The following is a 25392-nucleotide window of genomic DNA, read 5'->3' on the forward strand; positions in this document are numbered from 1 at the left end:
ACCTTCCATGAGCCAGACTTCCGCTCCTGCTGCCGCACCGGCAGCCCCCTCCCGTCGTGGCAAGCTGCTGCGCGGCCTGCTGGTCATCGTGGTGCTGCTGCTGGCTGCCGCCGCGCTGTGGTACTTCATGTTCGGCCGCTGGTTCGAAGACACCGACGATGCCTACGTGCAGGGCAACCAGGTGCAGATCACCCCGCTGGTGACCGGTACGGTGGTGGCCATCAATGCCGATGACGGCATGCGCGTCGAGCGCGGCCAGCTGCTGGTGCAGCTGGACCCGGCCGACACCGAAGTGGCGCTGCAGCAGGCCCAGGCCAACCTGGCCAAAACCGTGCGCCAGACCCGCGGCCTGTACCGCAGCGTGGAAGGCGCGCAGGCCGAGTTGAACGCCCGCCAGGTCACCCTCAACCGCGTCCGCGAAGACTTCGCGCGCCGCAAGGGGCTGGCCGCGACCGGCGCCATTTCCGATGAAGAGCTGGCCCACGCGCGTACCGAGCTGGCCGCCGCCGAGGCGGCAGTGGCCGGGTCGCGCGAAACCTTCGAGCGCAGCAATGCGCTCGTCGATGACACCGTGATCGCCACCCAGCCGGACGTGCAGGCGGCCGCCGCGCAGCTGCGCCAGGCCTACCTCAACAATGCGCGCGCCGGCATCGTCGCGCCGGTCACCGGTTATGTGGCCCGTCGTTCGGTGCAGGTCGGCCAGCGCGTGCAGCCGGGTACTGCGCTGATGGCGGTGGTGCCGACCGAGCAGATGTGGGTGGAAGCCAACTTCAAGGAAACCCAGCTGCGCCACATGCGCCTGGGCCAGGAAGTGGAACTGCGCTCGGACCTGTACGGCGGTGACGTGCACTACAAGGGCCGCATCGACAGCCTGGGCCTGGGCACCGGTTCGGCGTTCTCGCTGCTGCCGGCGCAGAACGCGAGCGGCAACTGGATCAAGATCGTGCAGCGCGTTCCGGTGCGTATCGCGATCGATGCCAAGCAGCTGGCCGAGCACCCGCTGCGCATCGGTCTGTCGATGAAGGCCGAGGTGAGCCTGCGCGACCAGAAGGGCACCGTGCTGCCGACCGCTGCGGCCAAGGGCCAGGTGTTCGACACCGACGTGTACGCCAAGCAGCTGCACAACGCCGACGACGCGATCCACGAGATCATCCAGAACAATCTGCCGCGCACGGCAAAGGCAAGCTGAGGTCCCCATGTCCGCACAAGCTCCCGCCGCGCCCGGTAACCCGGGCGCGCCGTCGGCGCCAGGTGCGACCGGCGCGTTCCGGCCGGCCAATGTCGCGCTGTGTACTGCAGGCCTGGCCATGGCCTCGTTCATGCAGGTGCTCGACACCACCATCGCCAATGTGTCGCTGCCCACCATCGCCGGCAACCTCGGTGCCAGTTCGCAGCAGGCCACCTGGGTCATCACGTCGTTCGCGGTCAGCACGGCGATCGCGCTGCCGCTGACCGGTTGGCTCAGCCGCCGTTTTGGCGAAACCAAGCTGTTCATCTGGGCGACGCTTTCGTTCGTGGTCGCGTCGCTGCTGTGTGGCCTGGCGCAGAGCATGGGCATGCTGGTGGTGTCGCGGGCGCTGCAGGGTTTCGTGGCCGGTCCGATGTACCCGATCACGCAGTCGCTGCTGGTCTCGATCTACCCGCGTGAGAAACGCGGGCAGGCGCTGGCGCTGCTGGCGATGATCACGGTGGTGGCGCCGATCTGCGGCCCGATCCTGGGCGGCTGGATCACGGACAACTACAGCTGGGAATGGATTTTCCTGATCAACGTGCCGCTGGGCATCTTCGCGGCGCTGGTGGTCGGCAATCAGTTGAAGGGGCGCCCGGAGCAGATCGAAAAGCCGAAGATGGATTACGTGGGCCTGATCACGCTGATCATCGGGGTGGGCGCGCTGCAGCTGGTGCTCGACCTGGGCAATGACGAGGATTGGTTCAGTTCGCCGACGATCGTGGCGCTGGCCTGTGTGTCGGTGGTGGCGTTGGCGGTGTTCCTGATCTGGGAGCTCACCGACAAGGACCCGATCGTGGACCTGCGTCTGTTCCGCCACCGCAACTTCCGCGCCGGTACGCTGGCGATGGTGGTGGCCTATGCGGCATTCTTCAGTGTGTCGCTGCTGATCCCGCAGTGGCTGCAGCGTGACATGGGCTATACGGCGATCTGGGCGGGTCTGGCAACGGCGCCCATCGGCATCCTGCCGGTGATCATGACGCCGTTCGTGGGCAAGTACGCGTCGCGGTTCGACATGCGCTGGATTGCGTCCTTCGCGTTCGTGTTCCTGTCGTTCACGAGTTTCCTGCGTTCGGGCTTCAACCTGCAGGTAGACTTCGCGCATGTGGCGGGGGTGCAGCTGATCATGGGTATCGGTGTGGCACTGTTCTTCATGCCGGTGCTGCAGATCCTGCTGTCGGACCTGGACGGGCGCGAGATCGCGGCCGGCTCGGGCCTGGCGACGTTCCTGCGCACGCTCGGCGGCAGCTTCGCGGCGTCGTTGACGACGTGGCTGTGGGCACGCCGCACGCAGCAGCACCACGCGCACATGACCGAGAACATCTCGGGCTACACGCCGGGGATGCAGGACCAGGTGGCGGCGATGGGGCAGGGCGACCTGCAGCACGGGGCGGCGGCGCTCAACAACATGATCAACCACCAGGCATCGCAGATGGGTTTCAACGACATCTTCTTCCTGCTGGGCTGGATCTTCCTGGCCATCATCGCCTTCCTGTGGCTGGCCAAGCCGCCGTTCGGCGCAGGGGCGGGCGCAGCCTCCGCCGGCGGGCATTGATGCGCTGACCTGTTGAAACAAAGAACCCCGCCGAAGAGCGGGGTTTTTTGTTGTGTGCTGCTGACAGCGAACGGCGCACAGCAGCGTTTTTGTTGTTCCGTGCTGGGGAGGCCGGCGGGCAGCCCCTTACGGGACACGCCGCAAGTACGTCCGTGTAGGCTTGGCAAAAACATCCATGTTTTTGACAGTCCCTTCAGGGGCTTCCCGCCGGCCTCCCCCGATGGATGGTCGCGTGCGGGAAGAAAGAGCAGACACGCATGGCGTGCCTCTACGAGGTCGCGTTGATGCATTCCGCGTGATGCCGGTAGGGGCGGTTCCCGAACGACTGCACGGAACAACTCAACATCCGGTAACGCATGAAAACCATCGAAGCCCGCTTCTGATCTCCCCGGGCCACCAACACACCGTCGAGGGTCGGTGGGGGCGGGTTTGCGGGACCGTAGAAAACATGGGCCGGGCGCATGCGCCCGGCGGGTTGGGCAGGACGCCCAACCCAGGCCTTGCCGTGTACGCAGGACTGCGTACACGCGCAAGTTTTCTACGATGGACGGGTTCACGGCGTGTCCCGCAAACCCGCACCCGCCGGCCCAGCTCAGATCATGCGATGGCCACCGGCTGTTCGCACGGATGCATGAGGCTGCCGGGCAGGGCCCGGCACTACAGGATGGGGCGCAATCGCGATTCAACCCGGGAGGGAATGCGCACCAAACCCCGGAAACGAAAAAACCCGCTTGCGCGGGTTTGATCATTTACTGAGTCATGGTGCCCAGGAGAGGACTCGAACCTCCACGAAGTTGCCCCCGCTAGCACCTGAAGCTAGTGCGTCTACCAATTCCGCCACCTGGGCGACTCAGGAGGAGAATTCTGCGGGAGAACCATGAATGTGTCAACAGCATTTCGCAGAAAAGTTTTCGTTCCCGGCGCGTTGCTGCGTCATCGCGATCGCTGTTGCAGAAACGAAAAAACCCGCTTGCGCGGGTTTGATCATTTTCCAAGTCATGGTGCCCAGGAGAGGACTCGAACCTCCACGAAGTTGCCCCCGCTAGCACCTGAAGCTAGTGCGTCTACCAATTCCGCCACCTGGGCGACTTAGAAAGGGAATTATGCGGAACCACCCCGGGGGCTGTCAATGCATGCTGACGCGCCGATGGGCATACTCGGCCGACACCGACGCTCTGGAGTTTCCATGGCACTTCCGATCCTGCACGCCCACCCGCTGTCGTCCTGTTGCCAGAAGGTGCTGATTGCCGCCCGCGTGCTCGGTGTGGCGCTGGACGAGCGGATGCTCAACCTCGGTGACCCCGAGGATCGCGACCGGCTCAACCGCCTGTCCCCGGCCGGGAAGATGCCGGTGCTGGTCGACCAGGGGCGGGCAGTGGCCGAGACCAGCATCATCATCGAGTACCTGCAGCAGCACCTGGCCGGCGAGGGGGCACGCCTGATTCCGGCCGACCCCGATGCGGCGCTGACGGTGCGGTTCTGGGATCGGTTCTCGGACTTCTATCTCATGACCCCCATGCAGGCGTTGACCGCCGAGCTGCTCAAGCCCGAGGGCGGGCGTAACGGGGACGCTGCCGCGGCGGCGCGGTCGACGCTGCTGAACAGCTATGCGGCCATGAACCGTCAGCTGCAGGATCGGACGTGGTTGGCCGGCGAGGGGTTCAGCATGGCCGATTGTGCGGCGGCACCGGCGTTGTTCTATGCGGTGGCCTATGTGGCGGTTCCCGGGAAGGACGCGCACCTGCTCGCTTACATCGAGCGGTTGATGGCGCATGCCGCCGTGGCGGCGGTCGTCGACGCGGCGCGGCCCTGGTTCAAGTACTTCCCGGGGCGGGCGGGGTTGTCCGCCCGGTTTTATACGCCCGACGACGCCTGAAACGAAAAAACCCGCTTGCGCGGGTTTGATCATTTACCGAGTCATGGTGCCCAGGAGAGGACTCGAACCTCCACGAAGTTGCCCCCGCTAGCACCTGAAGCTAGTGCGTCTACCAATTCCGCCACCTGGGCGACTCAGGGGGCGAATTCTGGGCATGTCCGCGAGGCTTGTCAACGGTTTTGTTAAATTTCTTCACAATCCTGCACAGGAGTGCCGCTGACCGGTTCTGCACACGCGCAGCGGTTACTATTGAGGTCAATGAAACCAAAGAAACCGACCCAGGGCGCGAAAGCCCCCAAGTCCCCGGCGCCCAAGAAGGCAGCCGGTCCGTCGGGCAACCCCCGCGCTGCCGCCAAGAAAGCCGGCAAGCTGCCACCCTGGATGCCTGAGTCCCTGAACACCCCTGAGCCGCCGCGCGGCAACAAGCGGGGCGCCAAGCCGGCGCACGCCGGGCCCGTCCCGACCCGCCGCCGCCCGCACCCGGCGCCGCTCGACGGTGAAGTGCAGCTGGATCCCTTCGCGGCCCGCGAAGCGGAACGCTACGCCCAGCCCATTGCCAGCCGCGAGGCGATCCTGCAGCTGCTGGAACGCTGCGATGGTCCCCAGACGGCCGAGGAAGTCGGCATCCATCTGGGCCTGACCGAACCGGACCGTGCCGATGCCCTCGGCAAACGCCTGGGTGCCATGGTCCGCGACGGCCAGCTGGTGCAGAACCGCCGCGGCGGCTTTGCCCCGGTGCAGGCCACCAACCTGATCACCGGCGTGGTGATCGCCAACCCCGAAGGGTTCGGCTTCCTGCGCCCGGTGGACGGCGGTGGCGACGACCTGTTCCTGCCACCGTATGAAATGCGGAAGGTGATGCACGGCGACCGTGTGCTCGCCAACGTCACCGGCATCGACCGTCGCGGCCGTCGTGAAGGCAGCATCGCCCGCGTGCTCGAGCGCGGCATGACCCGCCTGATCGGTCGCTTCAGCATCGAGTTCGGCATCAACTACGTGGTGCCCGACGACAAGCGCATCCAGCGCAACGTGCAGGTTCCGCCCGACCAGACCGGCGACGCCCGCGATGGCCAGCTGGTGGTGTGCGAGATCACCCAGGCGCCGGATACGCGCCGCCCGCCGATCGGCCGCATCATCGCGGTGCTGGGCGACAAGCTCACCGCGTCGTTGATCGTGGAAACCGCGATCCACGGCCACGAGCTGCCGTTCGAGTTCCCGCAGGAAGTGCTGAACGAAGCCGCCGCGGTGCCGATGCAGGTCGAGCCGGCGATGATCGGTGATCGCGTCGACCTGCGCAGCACGCCGCTGGTGACCATCGACGGCGAAGACGCCAAGGACTTCGACGACGCCGTCTACTGCGAACCCAACGACGAAGGCTTCCGCCTGGTCGTGGCGATCGCCGACGTCTCCAATTACGTCCGTCCCGGCACGCCGCTGGACGACGAGGCACAGAAGCGCGCCACCTCGGTGTACTTCCCGGGCTTCGTGGTACCGATGCTGCCGGAGACGCTGTCCAACGGCATCTGCTCGCTGATGCCCAAGGTCGACCGCATGTGCTTCGTCTGCGACATGCAGGTGAACCGCGACGGTGAAGTCATCCACTCGCGCTTCTACGAAGCGGTGATGAACTCGCATGCGCGCCTGACCTACACCCAGGTCTGGCAGGCGGTGGGCGAGAACGACGTGGCCGTGCGCAACCAGATTGCCGCGGTACTGCCGCAGGTCGAGCGCCTGCACCAGCTGTACAAAGTGCTGGCCAAGGCGCGGACCCGTCGCGGCGCGATCGAATTCGAATCGTCCGAAGTGCGCTTCGTGCTGGACAACACCGGCGAAGTCACCCAGGCCGGCATGCTGGTGCGCAACGATGCGCACAAGCTGATCGAGGAATGCATGATCGCGGCCAACGTGCAGGCGGCGCGCTACCTGCTGCACAAGCAGGTGCCGGCGCCGTTCCGTGACCACGCCAAGCCGCCGGAAGCGAAGTTCGACGACCTGCTGGAGTTCCTGAAGGAATTCAAGCTGAGCCTGCCGCCGTGGTCCAAGGTGCAGCCCGGCGATTACACCAAGCTGCTCAAGAAGGTGCGCGAGCGCCCGGACGCGGCCCTGCTGGAATCGGTGCTGCTGCGCAGCCAGAGCCTGGCGGTGTATTCGCCGGACAACCAGGGCCACTTCGGCCTGTCGCTGGACGCCTACGCACACTTCACCTCGCCGATCCGCCGTTACCCCGACCTGCTGGTGCACCGCGCGATCAAGCATGCACTGAGCGGCAAGCCGCTGGAGAAGTTCACCTACTCCGCGCGCGAGATGGCCGCGCTGGCACTGCAGTGCTCCGAACGCGAGCGCCGTGCCGACGAGGCCGAGCGTGAGGTCGACGAACGCTACCGCGCGGCGTGGATGGAAAAGCACGTGGGCGGCCAGTTCGAGGGCGTGATCAGTGGCGTCACCAGCTTCGGCCTGTTCGTCGAACTGGATGAGTCCAAGGTCAACGGCCTGGTCCATGTCACCCAGCTGCCGCACGACTATTACCAGTTCGACGCGACGCGCAAGACGCTGAGCGGCGAGCGCCGCGGCAAGAGCTATCGCCTCGGCGACCGCGTGCGCATCCTGGTGCTCAAGGCCAGCATGGAAGAGCGCAAGATCGACTTCCGTCTGGTGGAAGAGCAGGGCGATGAGGAACCGTCGCCGCCACCGCGTGGACAGCCGGCCAAGCGTCAGAAACAGAAATACTGAACGCGGGCGGCCCCAGGCCGCCTCAATCCGGTAGGTGCCCCCCGTTGGTGGGCACTCCACGCGAGGGATCGACCCATGAACCCCGTTCCCGAGTTCTCCGGCGGTTGCCAGTGCGGCGCGATCCGCTTCCACGTGCGCGGCGCGCTGCCGGACCGCTCGATCTGCCATTGCCGTATGTGCCAGAAGGCCTTCGGCGCCTACTACGCGCCGCTGGTGTCGGTGCGTGGCGCCGATTTCCGCTGGACCCGCGGCGAACCGAAACGGTTTCAATCGTCCAACCATTTCCGTCGGGGCTTCTGCCCCGACTGTGGCACCCCGTTGACCTACGAGGGTGAGGACGGCATGGCCGTGGCGGCCGGTGCGTTCGATCAGCCTGAATGCCTGCCGCCGACCGTCCAGTACGGCACGGAGTCCAAGCTGCCGTTCGTGGACCACCTCGGGGCGCTGGAGGTGATCCTGCAGGAGGACGATCCGGACGCCGAGCGGTTGCGCACCCTGGTGTCCCACCAGCACCCCGACCGTGACACCGAGCGCTGGCCCCGCTGACCCTGACGGCCCGTAGTGATGGGCGCTGCCGGGCAGGCGTCAGACCTCCGGCCGACCCAGGGGCCGGGCCTCCGCCCGGCAACCGGGCCGGCAATGCTCTACCATTACCACCCCCTGTACCGGTCCCGCCCCTGCAATGAGCAAGCAAAGCCAGTGGATCGTCGGCGTCAACGCCGTCGCCTCCTCGATTGAGAACGATGCCGAGAATGTCCGCGAAGTGCTCATCGAGGCCAGCGCGAAGAATCCGCGGCTGACCGAGATCGAGGAAAACGCGCGGCGCAAGGGCATCGACGTGCGCAAGGTCAACACCCAGGCGCTGGACGGCGTGGGCGGCTCGGTGCGTCACCAGGGCGTCGCGGCGCGTTACCAGGCCGCACGCACCTACGGTGAGAACGAACTGGAGGCTCTGGTGGAGGCTGCCGAGGGCAAGGCCCTGCTGCTGATCCTCGACGAGGTGCAGGACCCGCACAACCTGGGCGCGTGCCTGCGCAGCGCGGCGGCCGCCAATGCCACCGCGGTGATCATCCCCAAGGACAAGTCGGCCACGGTGAATGCCACCGTGCGCAAGACCTCGGCCGGCGCTGCCGACCGCATTCCGGTCGTGGCCGTGACCAACCTGTCGCGTTGCATGAAGGACCTGCAGAAGCTGGGCGTGTGGATCTACGGGCTGGCCGGCGAAGCCAGCGACTCCCTGTACGCCATCGACCTCAAGGGCAACGTGGCCCTGGTACTGGGCGGCGAAGCCGACGGCATGCGTCGCCTGACCCGCGAGAACTGCGATGGCCTGGTCAAGATCCCGATGCCGGGCGACATCGAAAGCCTCAACGTCTCCGTCGCCGCGGGTGTGAGCCTGTTCGAGGCCGTCCGGCAGCGCAGCTGACGCACCCGCGTAGAGCCACGCCCTGCGTGGCTGCGCTTCGATCGGGCACCGCGAAGCCACGCAGGGCGTGGCTCTACTTGGGTGATCGGGCGCCGCGAAGCCACGCAGGGCGTGGCTCTACTTGGGTGATCCGGTACCGCGAAGCCACGCAGGGCGTGGCTCTACTTGGGTGATCCGGTACCGCGAAGCCACGCAGGGCGTGGCTCTACTTGGGTGATCCGGTACCGCGAAGCCACGCAGGGCGTGGCTCTACTTGGGTGATCCGGTACCGCGAAGCCACGCAGGGCGTGGCTCTACTTGGGTGATCCGGTACCGCGAAGCCACGCAGGGCGTGGCTCTACTTGGGTGATCCGGTACCGCGAAGCCACGCAGGGCGTGGCTCTACTTGGGTGATCCGGTACCGCGAAGCCACGCAGGGCGTGGCTCTACCCGGCGTTGGCGCTGCCCCCCAGCGCCTTGAACAGGGTCACGTCGTTGACCAACTGCTTCTGCTTCACCGAGGCCAGCGACAGCTCCGCGTCGCGGCGGGTCTGCTGCGCTTCCAGCCAGGTGCGCAGGTCGGTGGCGCCCACCCGGTAACGCACTTCGTACATGCGCTCGATGGCCACCGCTTCGTCATACGAGGCCTGCGAGGCGGCCACCTGGGTGGCGAACTGCGTGCGCGCGGACAAGGCGTTGTCCACCTCTGACAGCGCGGTGTAAAGCGTGCGGCGGAAACTGTTGGCCGCGATCTGGTAATCGGTCCCGGCCATCTGCGTGTCCAGCTGCGCCTGGCGGATATTGAGGAACGGCAGCGACAGCCCGGCACCGAGCGCGGCGACCGGATTCCTCAGCACGTCCGACAACGAGGTGGCACCGCTGCTCACGCCGCCGGTCAGGCTCAATGCCGGGTAGTAGCTGGTGGCGGTCACCTTGATGTTCTTCAGGCTGTTGCGCAGGCGCAGTTCGGCCGCGCGCAGGTCCGGGCGGCGGCCCAGCAGGTCGGCCGGCAGGCCTTCGGCGATGGCCGGACCGCCCGTGCTCTCCAGCGCCTGCGGCTCGTCGGCCTGCGGCCACGGCTGCCCATCCAGCAGCACGGTCAGCGCATTGCGGCTGGCCACGCGCTGCTGCTCCAATGCGCTCTGCGCGGCGCGCTGCGCCTCCAGGCTCTGCGTGGCCTGGCGCACTTCCAGTCGCGACACCGCGCCGGCGTCGAAGCGCGCCTGCACCAGTTGCCGGGTGCGCTGCAGCCGCGCCAGGTTGGCCTCGCCGGCGCTGATGGACTGGTTGAGATAGGCCAGCGTCCAGTACTGCGTGGCCACGTCGCCGATCACCAGCAACGCGGTGTTCTGCAGGTCCTCTTCGCTGGCCTGGGCCTCCCACTGGGCGATGTCGCGCTGTGCGCGCAGCCGGCCCCACAGGTCGATTTCCCACTGCAGTGACACGCCGGCCGAGCTGCCGCGGTTCCAGTCGGCGCTCTGGTCGATGGGGCGGCTGCCGCTGCTGCTGACGCTGCCCGACGGCTGTGGCCACAACGCATTGTCGGCCAGGCCGGCCTGCAGGCGGGCGCGTTGCACGGCCAGCCCGGCCGTGGCCAGGTCGGTGTTGGCCTGCAGGGCGCGCGCGATCACCCGGTCCAGGCGCGGATCGCCGAAGCCGGTCCACCAGGCATCGTCACGCACGTCGGTGCGCAGTGTCGCCGGTGCATGCGATGGCTCGGTCGGGGCATTGCGCTGCGCGTCGCCGCGGCCATACACGGCCGGCACGCTTGGCGGGTCCACCCGGTACTGGCCGGTGCTCACGCAGGCAGACAGGAGCAGGGCAGTGGTGCAGGCCAGCGCCAGCGGGCGCACGGCGGGAACCAACGGATACAGGAAAGGAATCTTCATTCGCGCGCCAGCGCCTCCACGGGGTCGAGTTGGGCCGCATTGCGTGCCGGAAGGAAGCCGAATGCCACACCGATCAGGCTCGAGCACGCAAATGCGGCCACGATGGAGAAGGTGGAGAACAGCATCTGGAAATCAGGGGCGAAGCGGCCGAACAGCCACCCCACCAGCAGCGACAGCCCAACCCCGAGCAACCCGCCCAGCAGGCAGACCAGCACCGCTTCGATCAGGAACTGCTGGCGGATGTCGCTCTGCCGCGCGCCGACGGCCATGCGCACGCCGATCTCGCGGGTGCGTTCGGTCACCGACACCAGCATGATGTTCATTACGCCGATGCCACCGACCAGCAGTGCGATCGCGGCGATGGCACTGATCAGCAGGGTCATGGTGCGCGTGGTCTGTTCGATGGTCTCGCGGATCTCGGCGCTGTTGCTGAGGAAGAAGTCCTCCGTGCCATGGCGCATGACCAGCAGCTTGGAGATGGCCGCCTGCGCCGCATCCATCGGGGTGGCGTCATCCACACGCACGGTGATGCTCGAGACATGACTCTGGCCGAGCATGCGCGACATCACGGTGGTGTAGGGCACCCAGATCGACAGGCTGGTGCTGCTGCCAAACCCCATGCTCTGGCGCTGGGCCACGCCGATCACGCGCACCGGCACGTTGCCGAGCAGGATCACCTGGCCCACCGGGTCGGCGCCGTTGGGGAAGAACTGGGTACGGGTGTTCTCGTCGATCACCGCGACCTGCGCCAGACCCTTCACCGCGTCCGCGTCGAAGAAGCTGCCCGCGCTGAGGGTCACGCCCTTGACCCGGAAGAACTGCTCGCCGACGCCACTCACCTGCGCGGTGGCCGACTGGTTGCGGTAGCGCGCCGTGGCCGAGGACGACACGCTGGGGGTGACGCTGTCGATGTAGCTCTGCCGCGACAGCGCGTCGGCATCGCTGGCCTTGAGCGTCTGCACGCGCGCCGAGCGCATGTCGCCGAAGCCGCGCCCCGGATAGACATCGATGGTGTTGGTGCCCAGCGCGCTGATGTTCTGCAGGATCTGCTGCTGCGAGCCGTTGCCCATGGCCACCACCGACACCACCGAGGCGATGCCGATGATGATGCCCAGCATGGTCAGGAAGGTGCGCAGGCGGTGGGCGTTCATCGCCAGCAGCGCCATGCGGAAGGCTTCGGTGAAGCGGTCGCGCGCGGCGCGCCAGCTGTGGCCCTTGGCGGCGGCCACGGTCGGCGTGCGCTGGGCGCGGTAGCGCGGTGCCTTGTCGTTGATGCGGTCGGCGATGATCTCGCCGTCGCGGATCTCGATGATGCGCTGGGCGTGTTCGGCCACCGACATGTCGTGGGTGACGATGATGATGGTGTGGCCTTCGGCATGCAGCTCGCCCAGGATGCCCATCACTTCCTCGCCGGATTTCGTGTCCAGCGCGCCGGTCGGCTCGTCGGCCAGGATCACCTCGCCACCGTTCATCAGGGCGCGCGCGATGGACACCCGCTGCTGCTGGCCACCGGAGAGCTGCCCCGGCTTGTGCTGCATGCGGTCGCCCAGGCCCAGCCGCTGCAGCAGCTGCTCGGCGCGCGCGGTGCGCACGGCCGCCGGGCTGCCCGCATAGACGGAAGGCACTTCCACGTTGCCGCGCGCATCCAGGTCGCCGAGCAGGTGGTAGCGCTGGAAGATGAAGCCGAAGTGCTCGCGGCGCAGTTCGGCCAGCTCGTCGGGCAGCATGCTGCCGGTCTCGCGGCCGGCCACCTGGTAGCTGCCCCGGGTGGGGCGGTCCAGGCAGCCCAGGATGTTCATCAGGGTGGACTTGCCCGAGCCGGACTGCCCGACGATGGCCACGATCTCGCCCGCCGCGATGTCCAGGTTGACGTCGCGCAGCACGGCGATGGTCTCGTCGCCGGCCGGAAACTCGCGGCGCAGGTCGCGCAGCCGCAGCAGCGGCGTGCCGGTGGGGGCGGTCTTCATCGACGCGGCCCGCCCATGCCCGGGCCGCCCATGCGCATCTGCGCGCCGCCGCGGTTGCCGCCGCTGTTCGCAGACGGGGTGGCGCTGCCTTCGCCGACCACGACCTTCTCGCCTTCGTTCAGACCCGAGAGCACCTCGGCGCTGGAACCGGTGTTGATTCCGATCTTCACCTTGCGCGGCTGCGGCACGCCATCGGCGTCGGCCACTTGCACCACGTACTGGCCGTCACGCGCCTTCCGACCCAGCGCCACCGACGGAATGGTCAGCACGCCCTTGGCCTGCTTCAGCAGCACCGACACCTGCGCGGTCATGTCGATGCGCAGCGTGCCGTCCGGGTTCTCCACGTCGAACAACGCGTTGTAGTACACCGCCGAACTGGCGCTGGAGCTGGACGAACTGGAGCTGCTGGCGCTGTCGCTGGCAATCGACGACGGCGCCGGATTGATCTGGCGCAGGGTCGCGTGGTACTTGCGGTCCGGATCGCCCAGCGTGGTGAAGTACACCGGCATGCCGGCCTTGATCTTGACCACGTCCGCTTCGGATACCTCGGCGTTCACCGTCACCAGATCCAGCCGCGCCAGCATCACGATGGTCGGCGCGGTCTGGTTGGCGTTGACGGTGCGGCCTTCCTCGGCCACCACCGCCACCACGGTGCCGTCCATCGGCGCGGTGATGCGGGTGTAGGCCAGGTTGGCGTTCGCCGTGCCCAGCTCCGTTTCGCGGCCCTTGATCTGCGCATCGTAGGACTTGACCTGCGCGCGCGCGGTCTTGAGCTGTGCCTCGGCGGTGTCGTACTCCGCACGCGAGGTGGCCTCGGCGGCGAGCATTTCCTGCTGGCGGGCGAATTCGAGTTCCGCCTGGCGCAGGCTGGCCTGCTGCACCGCGCGCTGCGCGGTGACCTGGTCCAGCGATGCCTGCGCGTTGAGCACGGCGTTGCGCTGGGTGGTGGCGTCGATTTCGGCGATCAGGTCGCCTTGCTTGACCGAATCACCCAGCTGCACCTTCAGCGACTTGATCTGGCCCGAGGCCTGGGCACCGACGCTGACCAGCTTGTAGGCATCGATCACGCCGGTCGCTTCCACCGTCTGTTCCAGGTCGCCGCGGGTGACCGGGCTGGTGGCCAGGGTCGGGGCGGTCGGTTTACGCAGGGTCCATGCGACAATGCCGCAGGCCACAGCGACGACGGCAAGCAGCAGCAGCACGCGGCCGCGGCGGGTGGTGGGCAGGCGGGGCTTCACGATGATCGTCAACTCGACAGGCCGGCATGCGGCGTTGTCAGCATTGTGAAGAGCGGCCGCGGAGGGCTCAACGCTCGCCGTGTAACAGGATGTAACCGCGCCCCTGTTTTCGCGTGTCCGTGTGTATCGTGCGCACTGCCTGAAACATGCGTACGCAAACCAGAGGATGCGGTTCAGCTCCCGACAGGGGATCATCGCCGCATGGAGAACACGACTACGATGCAACGCCTGCTGATCGTCGATGACGACAACGACATCCGCCAGCTGCTGGCCGAACAGCTCGGCCGCGCCGGCTACCAGGTCAGTACCGCCAGCGATGGCCAGGGCATGCGCCAGGTGCTGGAGCGCGAGCACGTGGACCTGATCGTGCTCGACCTCAACCTGCCGCGCGAGGATGGCCTCACGCTGTGCCGCGACCTGCGCGCACGCTCGAGCACGCCGGTGATCATGCTCACCGCGCGCAGCGAGCCGATCGACCGCGTGCTGGGCCTGGAGATGGGCGCCGACGACTACCTGGGCAAGCCGTTCGAGCCGCGCGAGCTGCTGGCGCGCATCCGCAACGTGCTGCGCCGGACCGAGGCACTGCCGGCCAATCTGGAGCCGCTGGCGATCCGACGCGCGCGCTTCTCGCAGTGGACCTTCGACCTGGAACATCGCCACCTGGTGGATCCCAACGGCCGCGTGGTCGTGCTGTCCGGCGCCGAGTTCCGCCTGCTGCGCGTGTTCGTCGGCCATGCCAACAAGGTGCTGTCGCGCGAGCAGCTGGTGTCGCTGAGCAGTGGCCGCAGCTACGAGTCGCAGGACCGTGCCATCGACCTGCAGGTCAGCCGGCTGCGCAACAAGCTGGCCGATGACGGCGGCAGCGATGGCCTGATCAAGACCGTGCGCAACGAAGGCTATGTGCTGGCCACGGCGGTCACGCTGGAATGATGCGCCTGCGCCGCTTCTTCGCCTCGATGGTCGGGCGCCTGTTCGTGATCCTGCTGCTGGGCATGAGCGTGGCTGCGATCGGCGCCACCATGCTGGCCAGTGCCAAGCGGCAGCAGGAATTCGAGCGCCAGAACCTCACCCGCATCGCCGACCGCCTGCAGGGCTTCGTCAACATGCTCGACGGCGACCCCGAGCTGCGCGACCGCCTGCTCACGGTGGGTGGGCCCGCGGTACGCAGCCTGCCGGAGGGTGCCCGCCTCGGTCGCGAGGACGTGGCGCTGATGGATGTGCTGCAGGACCGCCAGGGTCCGGTGGCGCAGGCCACGGTGCACTTCACTTCATTCCGGTCGTGCCTGGCCAAGGCGCAGGAGCTGCTGCCGCCGCCGCCGCCGCAGGACCGCCGCCGCAAGCCGCCGCATGAGCGCGACCCGGCCTTCATTCCGCCCAAGTGCCGCGCCGTGCAGCTGCCGCTGAGCGATGGCACCGTGCTGTCACTGGCGCTGGAGTCGCCGGCCATCGCCCACAACGGCATCCTCGCCGTGGACCCGCTGTTCCTGACCCTGCTGGTGCTCGCCATCGGGGCCCTGGCCTACGTGGTGGCGCGCATGGCCAGCGCGCCGCTGCAGCGCCTGGCCTCGGCCGCCGCCGAGCTGGGCGATGACCTGCAGCGTGCCCCGATGCCGGTCACCGGGCCGCTGGAAGTGCGGCGCGCCGCCGAGGCCTTCAACGCCATGCAGAAGCGCCTGCAGCGCACGCTGGGGGAACGCACCCAGATGCTGGCGGCGATCACCCACGACCTGCAGACCCCCGTCACCCGGCTGCGGCTGCGGCTGGAGAATGTGGGCGATGAAGCGCTGCGCGAGCGCCTGATCGGTGACCTCGGTGCCATGCAGGCCCTGATCCGCGAAGGCCTGGAGCTGGCGCGCAGCGCGGAGAGCGCCGAGCCGCGGGCGGCGCTGGACCTGGACTCGCTGCTGGAGAGCATCGTCGAGGATGCGGTCGAGGCCGGCGCCGAGGCCCGCTTCGAGCAGGGCAGCGGCGCGGTGCTGATGCTGCGGCCGCTGGCCATGCACCGGCTGTTCTCGAACCTGGTCGACAATGCCATCGGCTACGGCGGCATCGCGCTGGTCCGGGTCGAGCAGGGCGCGGACGGCGTGGTGGTGCGGGTGCGCGACAACGGCCCTGGCCTGGCCGAGGACGAGCTGGAGATGGTGTTCGACCCCTTCGTACGCCTGGAGACCTCGCGCTCGCGGGCGACCGGCGGGGCCGGGCTGGGCCTGACCATCGCCCGCGCGCTGGCCGAGAAGGACGGCGCGACCCTGCATCTGCACAACCCGCCCCAGGGAGGTCTGGAGGCCGTGGTGCACTGGCCGGCACCGCCCCGACCGCCAGCCACGCGCGCCGGCTGATCGCTGACGAGGCAAATCGCTGCGGATTTGCCTACTATGGGCAACCCCCGCCGGTTTCCGCCGCATGAGCGTGCCCAACCTGGCCGGTCTCCACAACGGCGCAGCGCTTCCCGCGCTGCGTCATTCCTGCTCCCCGCCAGGTCCTCACGGATGAGGCAAGGGGGATGCCGGAGCCGGTGGCGGCCGGTACAACCTCGAGTGCCCCTGCAGCGCCTCTGGCTGGCGCTGGTCTGGCTGTGCCTGCTGTGTGGCGTGCCGGCGACGCTGGCCGCGCAGGACGGCCCGCCGCCGCTGCGCGACTACGCCATCGATGTATGGACCTCGCGCAACGGCCTGCCGCACAACTCGCTGCGCGACATCGCGCAGACCCCGGAAGGCCACCTGTGGTTCGCCACCTGGGAAGGGCTGGTGCGCTACAACGGCCTGGACTTCACCGTGTTCGACCGCAGCACCCGCCCGGGCCTGCGCGACAACGGTGTGGGCGCGCTGTACGTGGACCGCTCCGGCGGGCTGTGGATCAGCGACTCGCGCGGCAACGTGACCCGGCGCAGTGCCGACGGCCGGTGGCAGGTGTTCGAGCACCAGCCGCCCGCACCGCAGGTGCTGATCCAGGCCATGCAGATGGACAGCCACGGGCGGCTGTGGCTGCTGTACGAAGGCAATGGCATCGGCAGCCTGTCGCAGGGCGGGCACTTCGAGTACCAGAAGCCGCCGGCCGACGTGCCGATGGCGATGAGCTTCACCAAGCTGGTGGTGGATGCGCAGGACCGGGTCTGGGTCGGCACCCTCGACGGGCTGGTGGTGCGCGGCAGTGATGGCGTGCTGCGCCGCGCGCCGGAGAGTTACGGCCTGGGCCGTGGGCTGGTGTGGCCGTACCGTGCCCCGGACGGGGTGCTGTGGATCGTCGCCGGCGAGCGCATCTACCGCATGCAGGACGGTGTGCCACAACTGCAGCACCGTCTCTCCGGCGGCATGCACATCACCGCGATGCTGCAGGACCGCCATGGCGATCTGTGGCTGGGCACCGAGAACCAGGGGCTGCTGCGGCTGTCGCGGCACGGACTGGAACGCCTGCCGACCGGGCTGTCGCTGCCGGGCGGGCGCGTGGTGAGCCTGCGCGAAGATGCCGAAGGCAGCATCTGGGTGGGCGCCAATGGAGGCCTGTACCGGCTGCGCGAAACGCTGTTCAGCAGCTTCACCGAGCGCGACGGGCTCAGTGGCGACTACGTGCGCACCGTGCTGGAAGATCGTGATCGCCAGATGTGGATCGGCAGCGCCAGTGGCCTGGACCGCCGCGATGCGCAGGGCGTGTTCCACCCGGTGCCGCTGCGCAACAGCGGCGGCAAGACGCCGTCCGTGCTCAGCCTGGCGCAGGACCACCAGGGCGGGTTGTGGGTCGGCACCTTCGGTGACGGCATCCTGCGCCTGGATGCGCAGGGCCGCATGCTGCGCCATTACGGCGCGGAGGATGGCCTGCCGGGCGGCAACATCCGCGCGATGAGCGTGGACCGCGAGGGCGCGGTGTGGGCCGGGACCCAGAAGGGCGTGGCGCGTATCGATGCCAGCGGCGTGTCGGTGCCCACCGTGCCCGGGCTGCCGACCGGCCTGGTCACCGCGCTGGCGCATGACGCCGACGGCGATCTGTGGGTCGGCACCATCGAAGGCATCCGCGTGCTGCGCGGCGACCGGGTGCAGGCCATCGACCTGGCGCCGCTGGGCGGCGGGCGCAGCGTGTTCGGGTTCCAGCAGATCGGCGATGCCATGTGGATCAGCAGCGATCGCGGCCTGTACCGCTACCAGGACGGCACGCTGGCCCGGGTCGGGCTGGAACAGGGCATGCCGGTGGACACGGTGTTCCAGCTGGTGCCCGACCGGGTCGGCAACGTCTGGATCAGTTCCAATCGCGGCGTGCTGCGTACCGACATGGCCATGCTCAACGACGTGGCCGACGGCCGCACGCGGCGGGTCGAGGTCGAGCACTACAACGAAATCGACGGCATGGCCAATTCGCAGGCCAATGGCAGCTCCGGGCCATCGGCGATCCTGCGCCACGACGGCACCTTCTGGGTGGTCACCGCCGGCGGCCTCAGCATGGTCGACCCGCTGCGCCTGCAGCGCTTCCGCGAGCGCCTGGCCCCACCGGCGGCGATCGAAACGGTGCTGGTCGACGGGGTGCCGCTGCACTGGCAGGGCGCCAACCACAACACGCTGCCGGGCGGGCGCCGGCTCAGCATCAGCTACGTGGGCCTGAGCTACCTGCTGTCCGAGCGCATCCGGTACCGCACCCGCCTGGAAGGGCTCGACAGCAGCTGGATCGAACGCGGCCAGCAGCGCAGCGTGGAATTCATCGGCCTGCCGCCGGGCGACTACACCCTGCATGTGGCCGCCGCGCATCCGGGCGGTACGTGGAGCGGCAGCGAGGCGACATGGTCGTTCACCGTCGAACCGTTCCTGTGGCAGCGGCGCAGCGTGCAGTTCATCGGCGGCCTGCTGTTGCTGGCCGGGCTGGTGGCGTTGTACCGCTACCTGATCAAACGCTACAAGGCCAGCAACGTGCGCCTGGCGCGCAAGGTCGACGAAGCCACCCGCGACCTCAAGGCGCAGACCGCCAGCCTGCAGGCATTGAACGAGGAGAAGACCCAGCTGGCCGCGCGCCTGGCGGTGCAGGCCGAGCAGTTCGAACGGCAGGCCCGCGAGGATGCGCTGACCGGGCTGCCCAACCGCCGCGCGTTCGACGAGGCGCTGGCGCGCGACTTCGCGCGTTCGCAGCGCAGTGGCCACCCGCTGTGCCTGGTGGTGCTGGACATCGACCACTTCAAGGAAGTCAACGACCAGCACAGCCACAGCGTGGGCGACGTGGTGCTGGTCGAAGTGGCGCGGGTGATCGCCTCGGCCTGTCGTGATTCGGACATGCCGGCGCGTACCGGTGGCGAAGAGTTCACCCTGCTGCTCAATGACACCCGCCTGGCCGAAGCCGCGCAGGTGTGTGCGCGGCTGCGCGGGCTGTTCCATGACCACCCGGACTGGGCCGGCGTGCCGGGCCTGCAGGTGACCTTCAGTGCCGGACTGGTCGAGCTGGACGCCGCCGACCGCACCCCGATGCTGCTCTACCAGCGCGCCGACCGCGCGCTGTACCGCGCCAAGAGCGAAGGCCGGGATAGAACCGCGATCGGTTGATCACCCGGCCGCAGGGCACCGCACGGAAGAAGGGACGCGCGGATTACCGGCGTATGCCGATCAAGGACGCGGCCAGGCGTTCGCGATGGTGCAGAACAGCTTCGCGGTCTGCTCGGTGTCGTACACCGCGCTGTGCGCTTCGTCCGCATCCCAGCCCAGGCCGGCCGCCGCAGCCGCACGGGCCAGCACGGTCTGCCCGTACGCGATGCCGGCCATGGTGACCGTATCGAACACGCTGAAGGGATGGAACGGATTGCGCTTGTGGCCGACCCGGTTCACCGCCGCGTTGACGAAGCCCAGGTCGAAATGCGCGTTGTGCCCGACCAGGATCGCGCGCTGGCAGCCGTACTTCTTCATCGCGGCACGCACCGGCGCGAAGACGTGGTCCAGCGCGTCCTTCTCGGACTTGGCCAGCCGGAACGGGTGGTCGAGGATGATGCCGGTGATTTCCAGCGACTTCGGGTCGATCTCCAGGCCCTCGGCCGGGATCACGTGGGCGCTGGCGGTCTGCCCCGGATAGAGCAGGCCGTTGTCGTCCATCTCGATCGGCACCGCCGCGATTTCCAGCAACGCATTGCGGTTGCAGTCGAAACCGCCGGTTTCCACATCGACCACCACCGGCAGGAAGCCACGGAAGCGGGTCGCCATCATGCGCGGGGCGGCAGAGGGCACGTCTTCAGCCACCGCCGGCGTGCCGGCGGCCTGGGGGAGGTCTTGGGTCATCGACGCAGTTTAGCAGAGGCGCCTGACCGGCCCATGGCCGGGTCTGGCGATCCGTTGCCGGCCCCACGCGCCGGCAGGCCCGGCGCGTGGGATGACCCGGAAAGGCCGTGCGGCCCCGCTCAACGCCCGTTGAGCACCACGTCGGCGATCAGCCCGGTGGCCACGGCGATCAGTACGTAGCGGTTGTCGACCTTGCGCCACTGCTGGCCACGCTTGGGCGCATGCAGGCCGTGGCGCTTGTAGTCGCTGACGTAGTCGCCGCGATGGTCCTTCTGCAGGTGGCCGCCCCGACGCGGCGGATCATGACGGTCGTGCCCGCGCGATGGGCCATGGCCGCGATCATCGCGCTGGTCATGGCGGTCGCGGGTGTCGCGATCGTTGTCGTACCGCGGCGGAGCGGCAAAGGCGGCGCCGGTAGCGGCAAGCAGGCTCAGGGACAGCGTGGCGGCAATCAGTCGTTTCATGGTGGTTCCTCTGGATCGGGTGGGGTGGAACGCAGGTCCAGAGTGGAATTTTTTTGATGAATAGGGAATTAAAAAAGGCCGATACGCGGTATCGGCCTGTAACGGCGTGTAACACCCGCGGGCGCGGGCGTTTACGGGTGCTCGGTGCTGCTGGTTTCGTCGCGCTTCTCACGCGGCGGCAGGACCTGTTCGCCGTGCACCAGGAACCACACGTTCTCGGCGATGTTTGTGGCATGGTCGCCCACGCGCTCCAGGTTCTTGGCCATGAACAGCAGGTGGGTGCACGGGGTGATGTTGCGCGGGTCTTCCATCATGTAGGTCAGCAGCTCGCGGAACAGCGCGGTGTACTGGGCGTCCAGGCGCGCGTCGTCGTCGCGCAGCGCCAGCGCGGCAGCGGCGTCGTTGTCGCGGTACGCCTCGATGGCGCGACGCACCTGCTGCGCGGCCAGCCGGCCCAGCGAACGCAGGCCCTGGATCTGCGGCAGCGGCGGCACCTTGCTCAGCGCGATGGAGCGCTTGGCGACATTGGCGGCATAGTCGCCGATGCGTTCGATGTCGGCCGGGATGCGCAGGCCCGCCAGGATCTCGCGCAGGTCGCGTGCCATCGGGCCGCGCAGCGCCAGGCGCATGACGTCATGGCTGATCTGCTGCTCCAGGCTGTCGATGGCCTCGTCGTTGGCGATGATGCGCTGGGCGGCGTTCTCGTCGCGCTTCTCGATGACGTCCATCGACGCATCCAGCTGGGCCACGGCCATCTCGCCCATGCGCACGATCTCGGCCACCAGGCGCTGCTGTTCTTCGTCGTAGCTTTTGACGATGTGGTCGTTGGGGAAGTTCATGTCGGTTTCCGTAGCGCCAGGCCAAGCCCGGCTGAAGGGTGTGGAGAAGCAGCTGGATTCAACCAAACCGCCCGGTGATGTAATCCTCGGTCTGCTGCTTGTTGGGCTGCGAGAAGATCACTTCGGTACGGTCGTGCTCGATCAGGTCGCCCAGGTACATGAAGGCGGTGTAGTCCGACACGCGTGCGGCCTGCTGCATGTTGTGGGTCACGATGACGATGGTGTAGTCGTGCTTGAGCTCCTCGACCAGCTGCTCGATGCGGCTGGTGGAGATCGGGTCCAGCGCCGAGGTCGGCTCGTCGAGCAGCAGCACGTCCGGGCGCAGGGCCACGGCGCGGGCAATGCACAGACGCTGCTGCTGGCCACCGGAGAGGCCCAGTGCGCTCTGGTTGAGCTTGTCCTTCACCTCGTCCCACAGCGCACCCTGGCGCAGGGCATGCTCCACGCGGTTGTTCATGTCCGCCTTGGACAGCTTCTCGTGGTGTCGGATGCCGTAGGCGACGTTCTCGAAGATGGTCATCGGGAACGGCACCGGCTTCTGGAACACCATGCCGACCTTGCTGCGCAGGCGGTTCATCGGGTACTTGGGCGAGAGGATGTTCTCACCGTCCAGCAGCACTTCGCCGCGCGCTTCCAGCTTCGGGTACAGCGCGTAGATGCGGTTGAAGATGCGCAGCAGGGTGGACTTTCCGCAGCCGGACGGACCGATCAGCGCGGTGACGCGCTTTTCCGGGATTTCCAGCGCGATGTTCTTCAGCGCGTGGAACTTGTCGTAGTAGAAGTCCAGACCCCGTGCAGCCAGTTTCACCGGCGCCGGGTTGTGCAGGTTTTCATGCGAGGCCGGGACCACGATGCGCTGCATCGGCACGGCATTGGAAAGATCGTTCATGGCGATGTCCGCGGAAAGGTCAGTCATGGGAGATGCGGTTGCGCAGCAGGATGCCGCGCGCGGAGAGGCTGACCAGGAGCACGAACAGGGTCAGCACCAGAGCGCCGGCCCAGGCCAGCGTCTGCCAGGATTCATACGGGCTGCCGGCGAACTGGTTCATCACCACCGGCACGCTCGCCATCGGCTGGAATACGTTGCTGTTCCAGTACTGGTTGCCGAAGGCGGTGAACAGCAGCGGCGCGGTTTCACCGGAGATGCGCGCCAGCGCCAGCAGGATGCCGGTGACGATGCCGGCGGCCGCACTGCGGTACAGCACCTGCACGGTCACCTTCCACTGGGGGACGCCCAGCGACAGCGCCGCTTCGCGCATCTGCGAGGGCACCAGGCGCAGCATCTCGTCGGTGGTGCGCACCACCACCGGCAGCACGATGAAGGCCAGCGACAGCGCACCGGCGAAGGCCGAGAACTGGCCACCGGTCTGCATCACGTACAGGGTGTAGACGAACAGGCCCAGCACGATGGACGGCGCCGAGAGCAGGATGTCGTTGACGAAACGCACCACGGTGCCGGCCTTGCGGAAGTTGCCATACTCGGCCAGCCAGGTGCCGGCCAGCACGCCCAGGGGCGTACCGATGGCGATCGCCAGCGCGCACATCACCGCGCTGCCGAAGAAGGCATTGGCCAGGCCGCCGTCCTGCATGGGCGGTGGGGTCATCTTGGTGAAGAGGTCGAGATTGATCCCGGCCAGGCCCCTGGAGGCCAGGGTGTACAGGATCCAGCCCAGGAAGAACAGGCCGAACAGCGCGGTCAGGCACGACAGCAGCAAGGCGACGACGTTGACGATGCGACGGCGCAGGTACAGCGGCTGCGCGGCGGAATTGGCGGCGGTGGACATCAGTTGCCCTCCTTGCGGGACAAGCGCATCAGCATCAGGCGGGCAATGGCCAGCACCACGAAGGTCACGATGAACAGTACGAAGCCGAGCAGCAGCAGTGCCGAACGGTAGGTCTCGGTGGCTTCACCGAAGTCGTTGGCGATCAACGCGGCGATGGTGGTGCCCGGTTCCAGCAGCGACGGCGACAGGCGCACGCTGTTGCCGATCACGAAGGCCACGGCCATGGTCTCGCCAAGCGCGCGCCCCAGGCCGAGGAAGATGCCGCCGATCACCGCCGAGCGGGTGTAGGGCAGCACGATGTCCCAGCTCACTTCCCACTTGGTGGAGCCCAGCGCGTAGGCCGATTCCTTCAGGCGGGTGGGCACGGTCAGGAACACTTCGCGCATCACCGAGGAGATGAAGGGGATGACCATGATGGCCAGCACGAAGCCGGCGGTCAGTACGCCGATGCCGAGCGGCGGGCCTTGGAACAGTGGGCCGATGATCGGCCACTCGCCCAGGGTTTCATTGAGGACGGGGGTGACATACTCGGTCATCACCGGCACCAGCACGAACAGGCCCCACATGCCGTAGATGATGGAGGGGATGCCGGCCAGCAGTTCGATGGCGGTACCGACCGGGCCACGCATCCAGCGCGGGGCCACTTCGGTGAGGAAGAAGGCGATGCCGAAGCTCACCGGAACCGCGATCACCATGGCGATCAGGGCGGTGACCAGCGTGCCGTAGATCGGTGCGAGCGCACCGAACTTGTTCTCGACCGGATTCCAGTCGGAGGAATAGAAGAAGCTCAGGCCCTGTTCCTGCAGGGCATGGCGACCGCCCCACAGCATCGAGAGCGCGGCGCAGGCCAGGGCGGCCAGCACCAGGATCACGGTGGCGATCAGCGCCCATCGGAACAGTTTGTCGTTGCGTGCATCACGCAGGTCGCGCGAGGACGGTGCGGGTACAGGCTGGGCGATGGCATTCATGGGAAAGGCGGGGGCCCAAGATTAGGTGAGGTAGTGCCAGGCCATGCCTGGCAAAACGTTGTCAAGGCACGAAAAAGCGGACCCGCGCAGCGCAGGTCCGCTCTGGATCATTTGAATTCAGTGGTCCAGTACCCTTCGATCTGCTTGACCAGTTCGGCCGGCAGCGGCACGTAGTGCAGTTCGTTGGCCTGGGCCTGGCCGTTTTCGAAGGCCCACTTGAAGAACGCCAGGGTGTCCTTGCTGCGCTGGGCATCCTTGGGCTGCTTGTGCATCAGCATGAAGTTGGTGGCGGTGATCGGCCACGCCTGGTCGCCGGGGGCGTTGGTGATGACCAGGTTGAAGTCCTTGGCGCTGGCCCAGTCGGCACTGGCGGCGGCGGCACCGAAGGTCTCGGCGGTCGGCTGCACCCAGTTGCCTGCGGCGTTCTGCATGGAGGCGTACGGCATGCCATTCTGCAGCGCGTAGGCCAGTTCGACGTAGCCGATGGAGCCCTTGATCTGCTTCACGTACGAGGCCACGCCTTCGTTGCCCTTGCCACCCACGCCGTCAGGCCACTGCACCGAGGTGCCTTCGCCGACCTTGCTCTTCCAGTCCGGGCTGACCTTGGACAGGTAGTTGGAGAAGTTGAAGGTGGTGCCTGAGCCGTCGGAACGGTGGACCAGGGTGATCTTGCCGTCGGGCAGCTTCACGCCCGGGTTGGCGGCCACGATCGCCGGGTCGTTCCAGGTCTTGACCTTGCCCAGGAAGATATCGGCCAGCAGGGGACCGCTCAGGCGCAGTTTGCCGGCTTCGAGACCGTCGATGTTGACCACCGGGACCACGCCGCCGATGGCGGACGGGAACTGGCCAAGGCCGGCCTGGGCCAGCTCTTCGCTGCTCAGCGGCTTGTCGGAGGAACCGAAATCAACGGTGCCTGCCTTGATCTGGGCGATGCCGCCGCCCGAGCCGATCGACTGGTAGTTGATCTTGGCGCCGGTGGCGGTGTTGTAGTCGGCCGACCACTTGGACACCAGCGGGAAGATGAAGGACGCGCCGGCGCCGGAGATTTCGGCGGTCAGCTTGTCGCCGGCAGCCGGCGCGGCGGCCGGAGTACCAGCGGCCGGTGCGGTGGCCTGGCCTTCAGCGGCCGGCTTGCAGGCGGACAGACCCAGCGCGATGGCCAGGGAAAGGGCGGCGAAGCCGGCCGTATGCAGTTTCATGCGTCACTCCG

General features: G+C 67.6%; 19 protein-coding genes and 3 tRNA genes. 9 read left to right on the top strand and 13 right to left on the bottom strand.

What is annotated here, in order from left to right:
* The first annotated feature begins 7 nt into the window (after positions 1 to 7).
* Positions 8 to 1189 (top strand): multidrug efflux MFS transporter periplasmic adaptor subunit EmrA, encoded by a 1182-nt coding sequence (emrA, locus tag AC3ITN_RS06675; RefSeq protein ID WP_313348651.1) that lies wholly within the window; start codon positions 8 to 10, stop codon positions 1187 to 1189.
* Positions 1190 to 1196: 7 nt separating this feature from the next.
* Complete coding sequence (locus AC3ITN_RS06680) at positions 1197 to 2783, top strand: DHA2 family efflux MFS transporter permease subunit (RefSeq protein ID WP_489392434.1); 1587 nt, start codon at positions 1197 to 1199, stop codon at positions 2781 to 2783.
* A gap of 760 nt (positions 2784 to 3543) precedes the next feature.
* Here the strand turns inward: AC3ITN_RS06680 and AC3ITN_RS06685 are convergent.
* Positions 3544 to 3630, bottom strand: a tRNA-Leu gene (locus AC3ITN_RS06685).
* 152 nt (positions 3631 to 3782) lie between these two features.
* A tRNA-Leu gene (locus AC3ITN_RS06690) sits at positions 3783 to 3869 on the bottom strand.
* Between the two features lie 100 nt (positions 3870 to 3969).
* Here AC3ITN_RS06690 and AC3ITN_RS06695 point away from each other — a divergent pair.
* Positions 3970 to 4659, top strand: a complete 690-nt coding sequence (locus tag AC3ITN_RS06695) for a glutathione S-transferase family protein (protein WP_489392435.1) — start codon at positions 3970 to 3972, stop codon at positions 4657 to 4659.
* A 44-nt stretch (positions 4660 to 4703) separates the two neighbouring features.
* On the opposite strand, the gene AC3ITN_RS06700 is transcribed toward AC3ITN_RS06695, so the two are convergent.
* Positions 4704 to 4790 (bottom strand) — tRNA-Leu (locus AC3ITN_RS06700).
* Between the two features lie 127 nt (positions 4791 to 4917).
* Between AC3ITN_RS06700 and rnr the strand changes: the two genes are divergently transcribed.
* The 3 genes from rnr (at position 4918) to rlmB (ending at position 8815) form a co-directional block, all read left to right on the top strand.
* The gene (gene rnr, locus AC3ITN_RS06705; protein WP_313348811.1) at positions 4918 to 7389 is read left to right on the top strand and encodes a ribonuclease R; all 2472 of its coding nucleotides are present in this window, start codon (positions 4918 to 4920) and stop codon (positions 7387 to 7389) included.
* A 75-nt stretch (positions 7390 to 7464) separates the two neighbouring features.
* Complete coding sequence (locus tag AC3ITN_RS06710) at positions 7465 to 7935, top strand: GFA family protein (RefSeq protein WP_489392436.1); 471 nt, start codon at positions 7465 to 7467, stop codon at positions 7933 to 7935.
* A 136-nt stretch (positions 7936 to 8071) separates the two neighbouring features.
* Positions 8072 to 8815, top strand: coding sequence for a 23S rRNA (guanosine(2251)-2'-O)-methyltransferase RlmB (gene rlmB, locus AC3ITN_RS06715; RefSeq protein WP_313348807.1), 744 nt, complete (start codon positions 8072 to 8074; stop codon positions 8813 to 8815).
* A 425-nt stretch (positions 8816 to 9240) separates the two neighbouring features.
* Here the strand turns inward: rlmB and AC3ITN_RS06720 are convergent, their stop codons facing one another.
* The 3 genes from AC3ITN_RS06720 to AC3ITN_RS06730 are packed head-to-tail and all read right to left on the bottom strand — an operon-like array spanning position 9241 to position 13888.
* A complete protein-coding gene (locus tag AC3ITN_RS06720) occupies positions 9241 to 10683 on the bottom strand; it encodes a TolC family protein (RefSeq protein WP_489392437.1) in 1443 nt (480 codons plus the stop codon).
* Positions 10680 to 12650, bottom strand: coding sequence for a MacB family efflux pump subunit (locus AC3ITN_RS06725; protein ID WP_313348805.1), 1971 nt, complete (start codon positions 12648 to 12650; stop codon positions 10680 to 10682). The genes AC3ITN_RS06720 and AC3ITN_RS06725 overlap by 4 nt, the downstream gene beginning before the upstream one ends.
* Positions 12647 to 13888, bottom strand: coding sequence for an efflux RND transporter periplasmic adaptor subunit (locus tag AC3ITN_RS06730; protein WP_313348804.1), 1242 nt, complete (start codon positions 13886 to 13888; stop codon positions 12647 to 12649). Before AC3ITN_RS06730 ends, AC3ITN_RS06725 begins: the two co-directional genes overlap by 4 nt.
* Positions 13889 to 14107: 219 nt before the next feature.
* Here AC3ITN_RS06730 and AC3ITN_RS06735 point away from each other — a divergent pair, with 219 nt between their 5' ends.
* The 3 genes from AC3ITN_RS06735 (at position 14108) to AC3ITN_RS06745 (ending at position 19404) form a co-directional block, all read left to right on the top strand.
* A complete protein-coding gene (locus AC3ITN_RS06735) occupies positions 14108 to 14818 on the top strand; it encodes a response regulator (protein ID WP_345785094.1) in 711 nt (236 codons plus the stop codon).
* Positions 14815 to 16227 carry an ATP-binding protein gene (locus AC3ITN_RS06740; RefSeq protein WP_313348800.1) on the top strand — a complete coding sequence of 471 codons (1413 nt, stop codon included), beginning with the start codon at positions 14815 to 14817 and terminating at the stop codon, positions 16225 to 16227. The genes AC3ITN_RS06735 and AC3ITN_RS06740 overlap by 4 nt, the downstream gene beginning before the upstream one ends.
* A gap of 150 nt (positions 16228 to 16377) precedes the next feature.
* On the top strand, positions 16378 to 19404 hold the full coding sequence (locus tag AC3ITN_RS06745; protein WP_489392438.1) for a two-component regulator propeller domain-containing protein: 3027 nt from the start codon (positions 16378 to 16380) through the stop codon (positions 19402 to 19404).
* A gap of 60 nt (positions 19405 to 19464) precedes the next feature.
* Here AC3ITN_RS06745 and rnt read toward each other — a convergent pair whose 3' ends face one another.
* The 7 genes from rnt to pstS form a co-directional block, all read right to left on the bottom strand.
* Positions 19465 to 20052: a ribonuclease T gene (rnt, locus tag AC3ITN_RS06750; RefSeq protein ID WP_313348816.1), complete on the bottom strand. Its 588-nt coding sequence runs from the start codon at positions 20050 to 20052 to the stop codon at positions 19465 to 19467.
* A 194-nt stretch (positions 20053 to 20246) separates the two neighbouring features.
* Complete coding sequence (locus AC3ITN_RS06755; RefSeq protein ID WP_489392439.1) at positions 20247 to 20591, bottom strand: RcnB family protein; 345 nt, start codon at positions 20589 to 20591, stop codon at positions 20247 to 20249.
* Positions 20592 to 20722: 131 nt separating this feature from the next.
* Positions 20723 to 21430, bottom strand: a complete 708-nt coding sequence (gene phoU, locus AC3ITN_RS06760) for a phosphate signaling complex protein PhoU (protein WP_313348794.1) — start codon at positions 21428 to 21430, stop codon at positions 20723 to 20725.
* 58 nt (positions 21431 to 21488) lie between these two features.
* The gene (gene pstB, locus AC3ITN_RS06765) at positions 21489 to 22319 is read right to left on the bottom strand and encodes a phosphate ABC transporter ATP-binding protein PstB (protein ID WP_313348814.1); all 831 of its coding nucleotides are present in this window, start codon (positions 22317 to 22319) and stop codon (positions 21489 to 21491) included.
* Positions 22320 to 22338: 19 nt separating this feature from the next.
* Positions 22339 to 23214: a phosphate ABC transporter permease PstA gene (pstA, locus tag AC3ITN_RS06770; RefSeq protein WP_313348792.1), complete on the bottom strand. Its 876-nt coding sequence runs from the start codon at positions 23212 to 23214 to the stop codon at positions 22339 to 22341.
* Positions 23214 to 24182, bottom strand: a complete 969-nt coding sequence (pstC, locus tag AC3ITN_RS06775; protein ID WP_313348790.1) for a phosphate ABC transporter permease subunit PstC — start codon at positions 24180 to 24182, stop codon at positions 23214 to 23216. The genes pstA and pstC overlap by 1 nt, the downstream gene beginning before the upstream one ends.
* Before the next feature lie 107 nt (positions 24183 to 24289).
* The gene (gene pstS, locus AC3ITN_RS06780) at positions 24290 to 25381 is read right to left on the bottom strand and encodes a phosphate ABC transporter substrate-binding protein PstS (protein WP_313348789.1); all 1092 of its coding nucleotides are present in this window, start codon (positions 25379 to 25381) and stop codon (positions 24290 to 24292) included.
* Positions 25382 to 25392: the final 11 nt, after the last annotated feature.

The sequence above is a fragment of the Stenotrophomonas sp. KH_036_B genome (genome assembly GCF_057839485.1).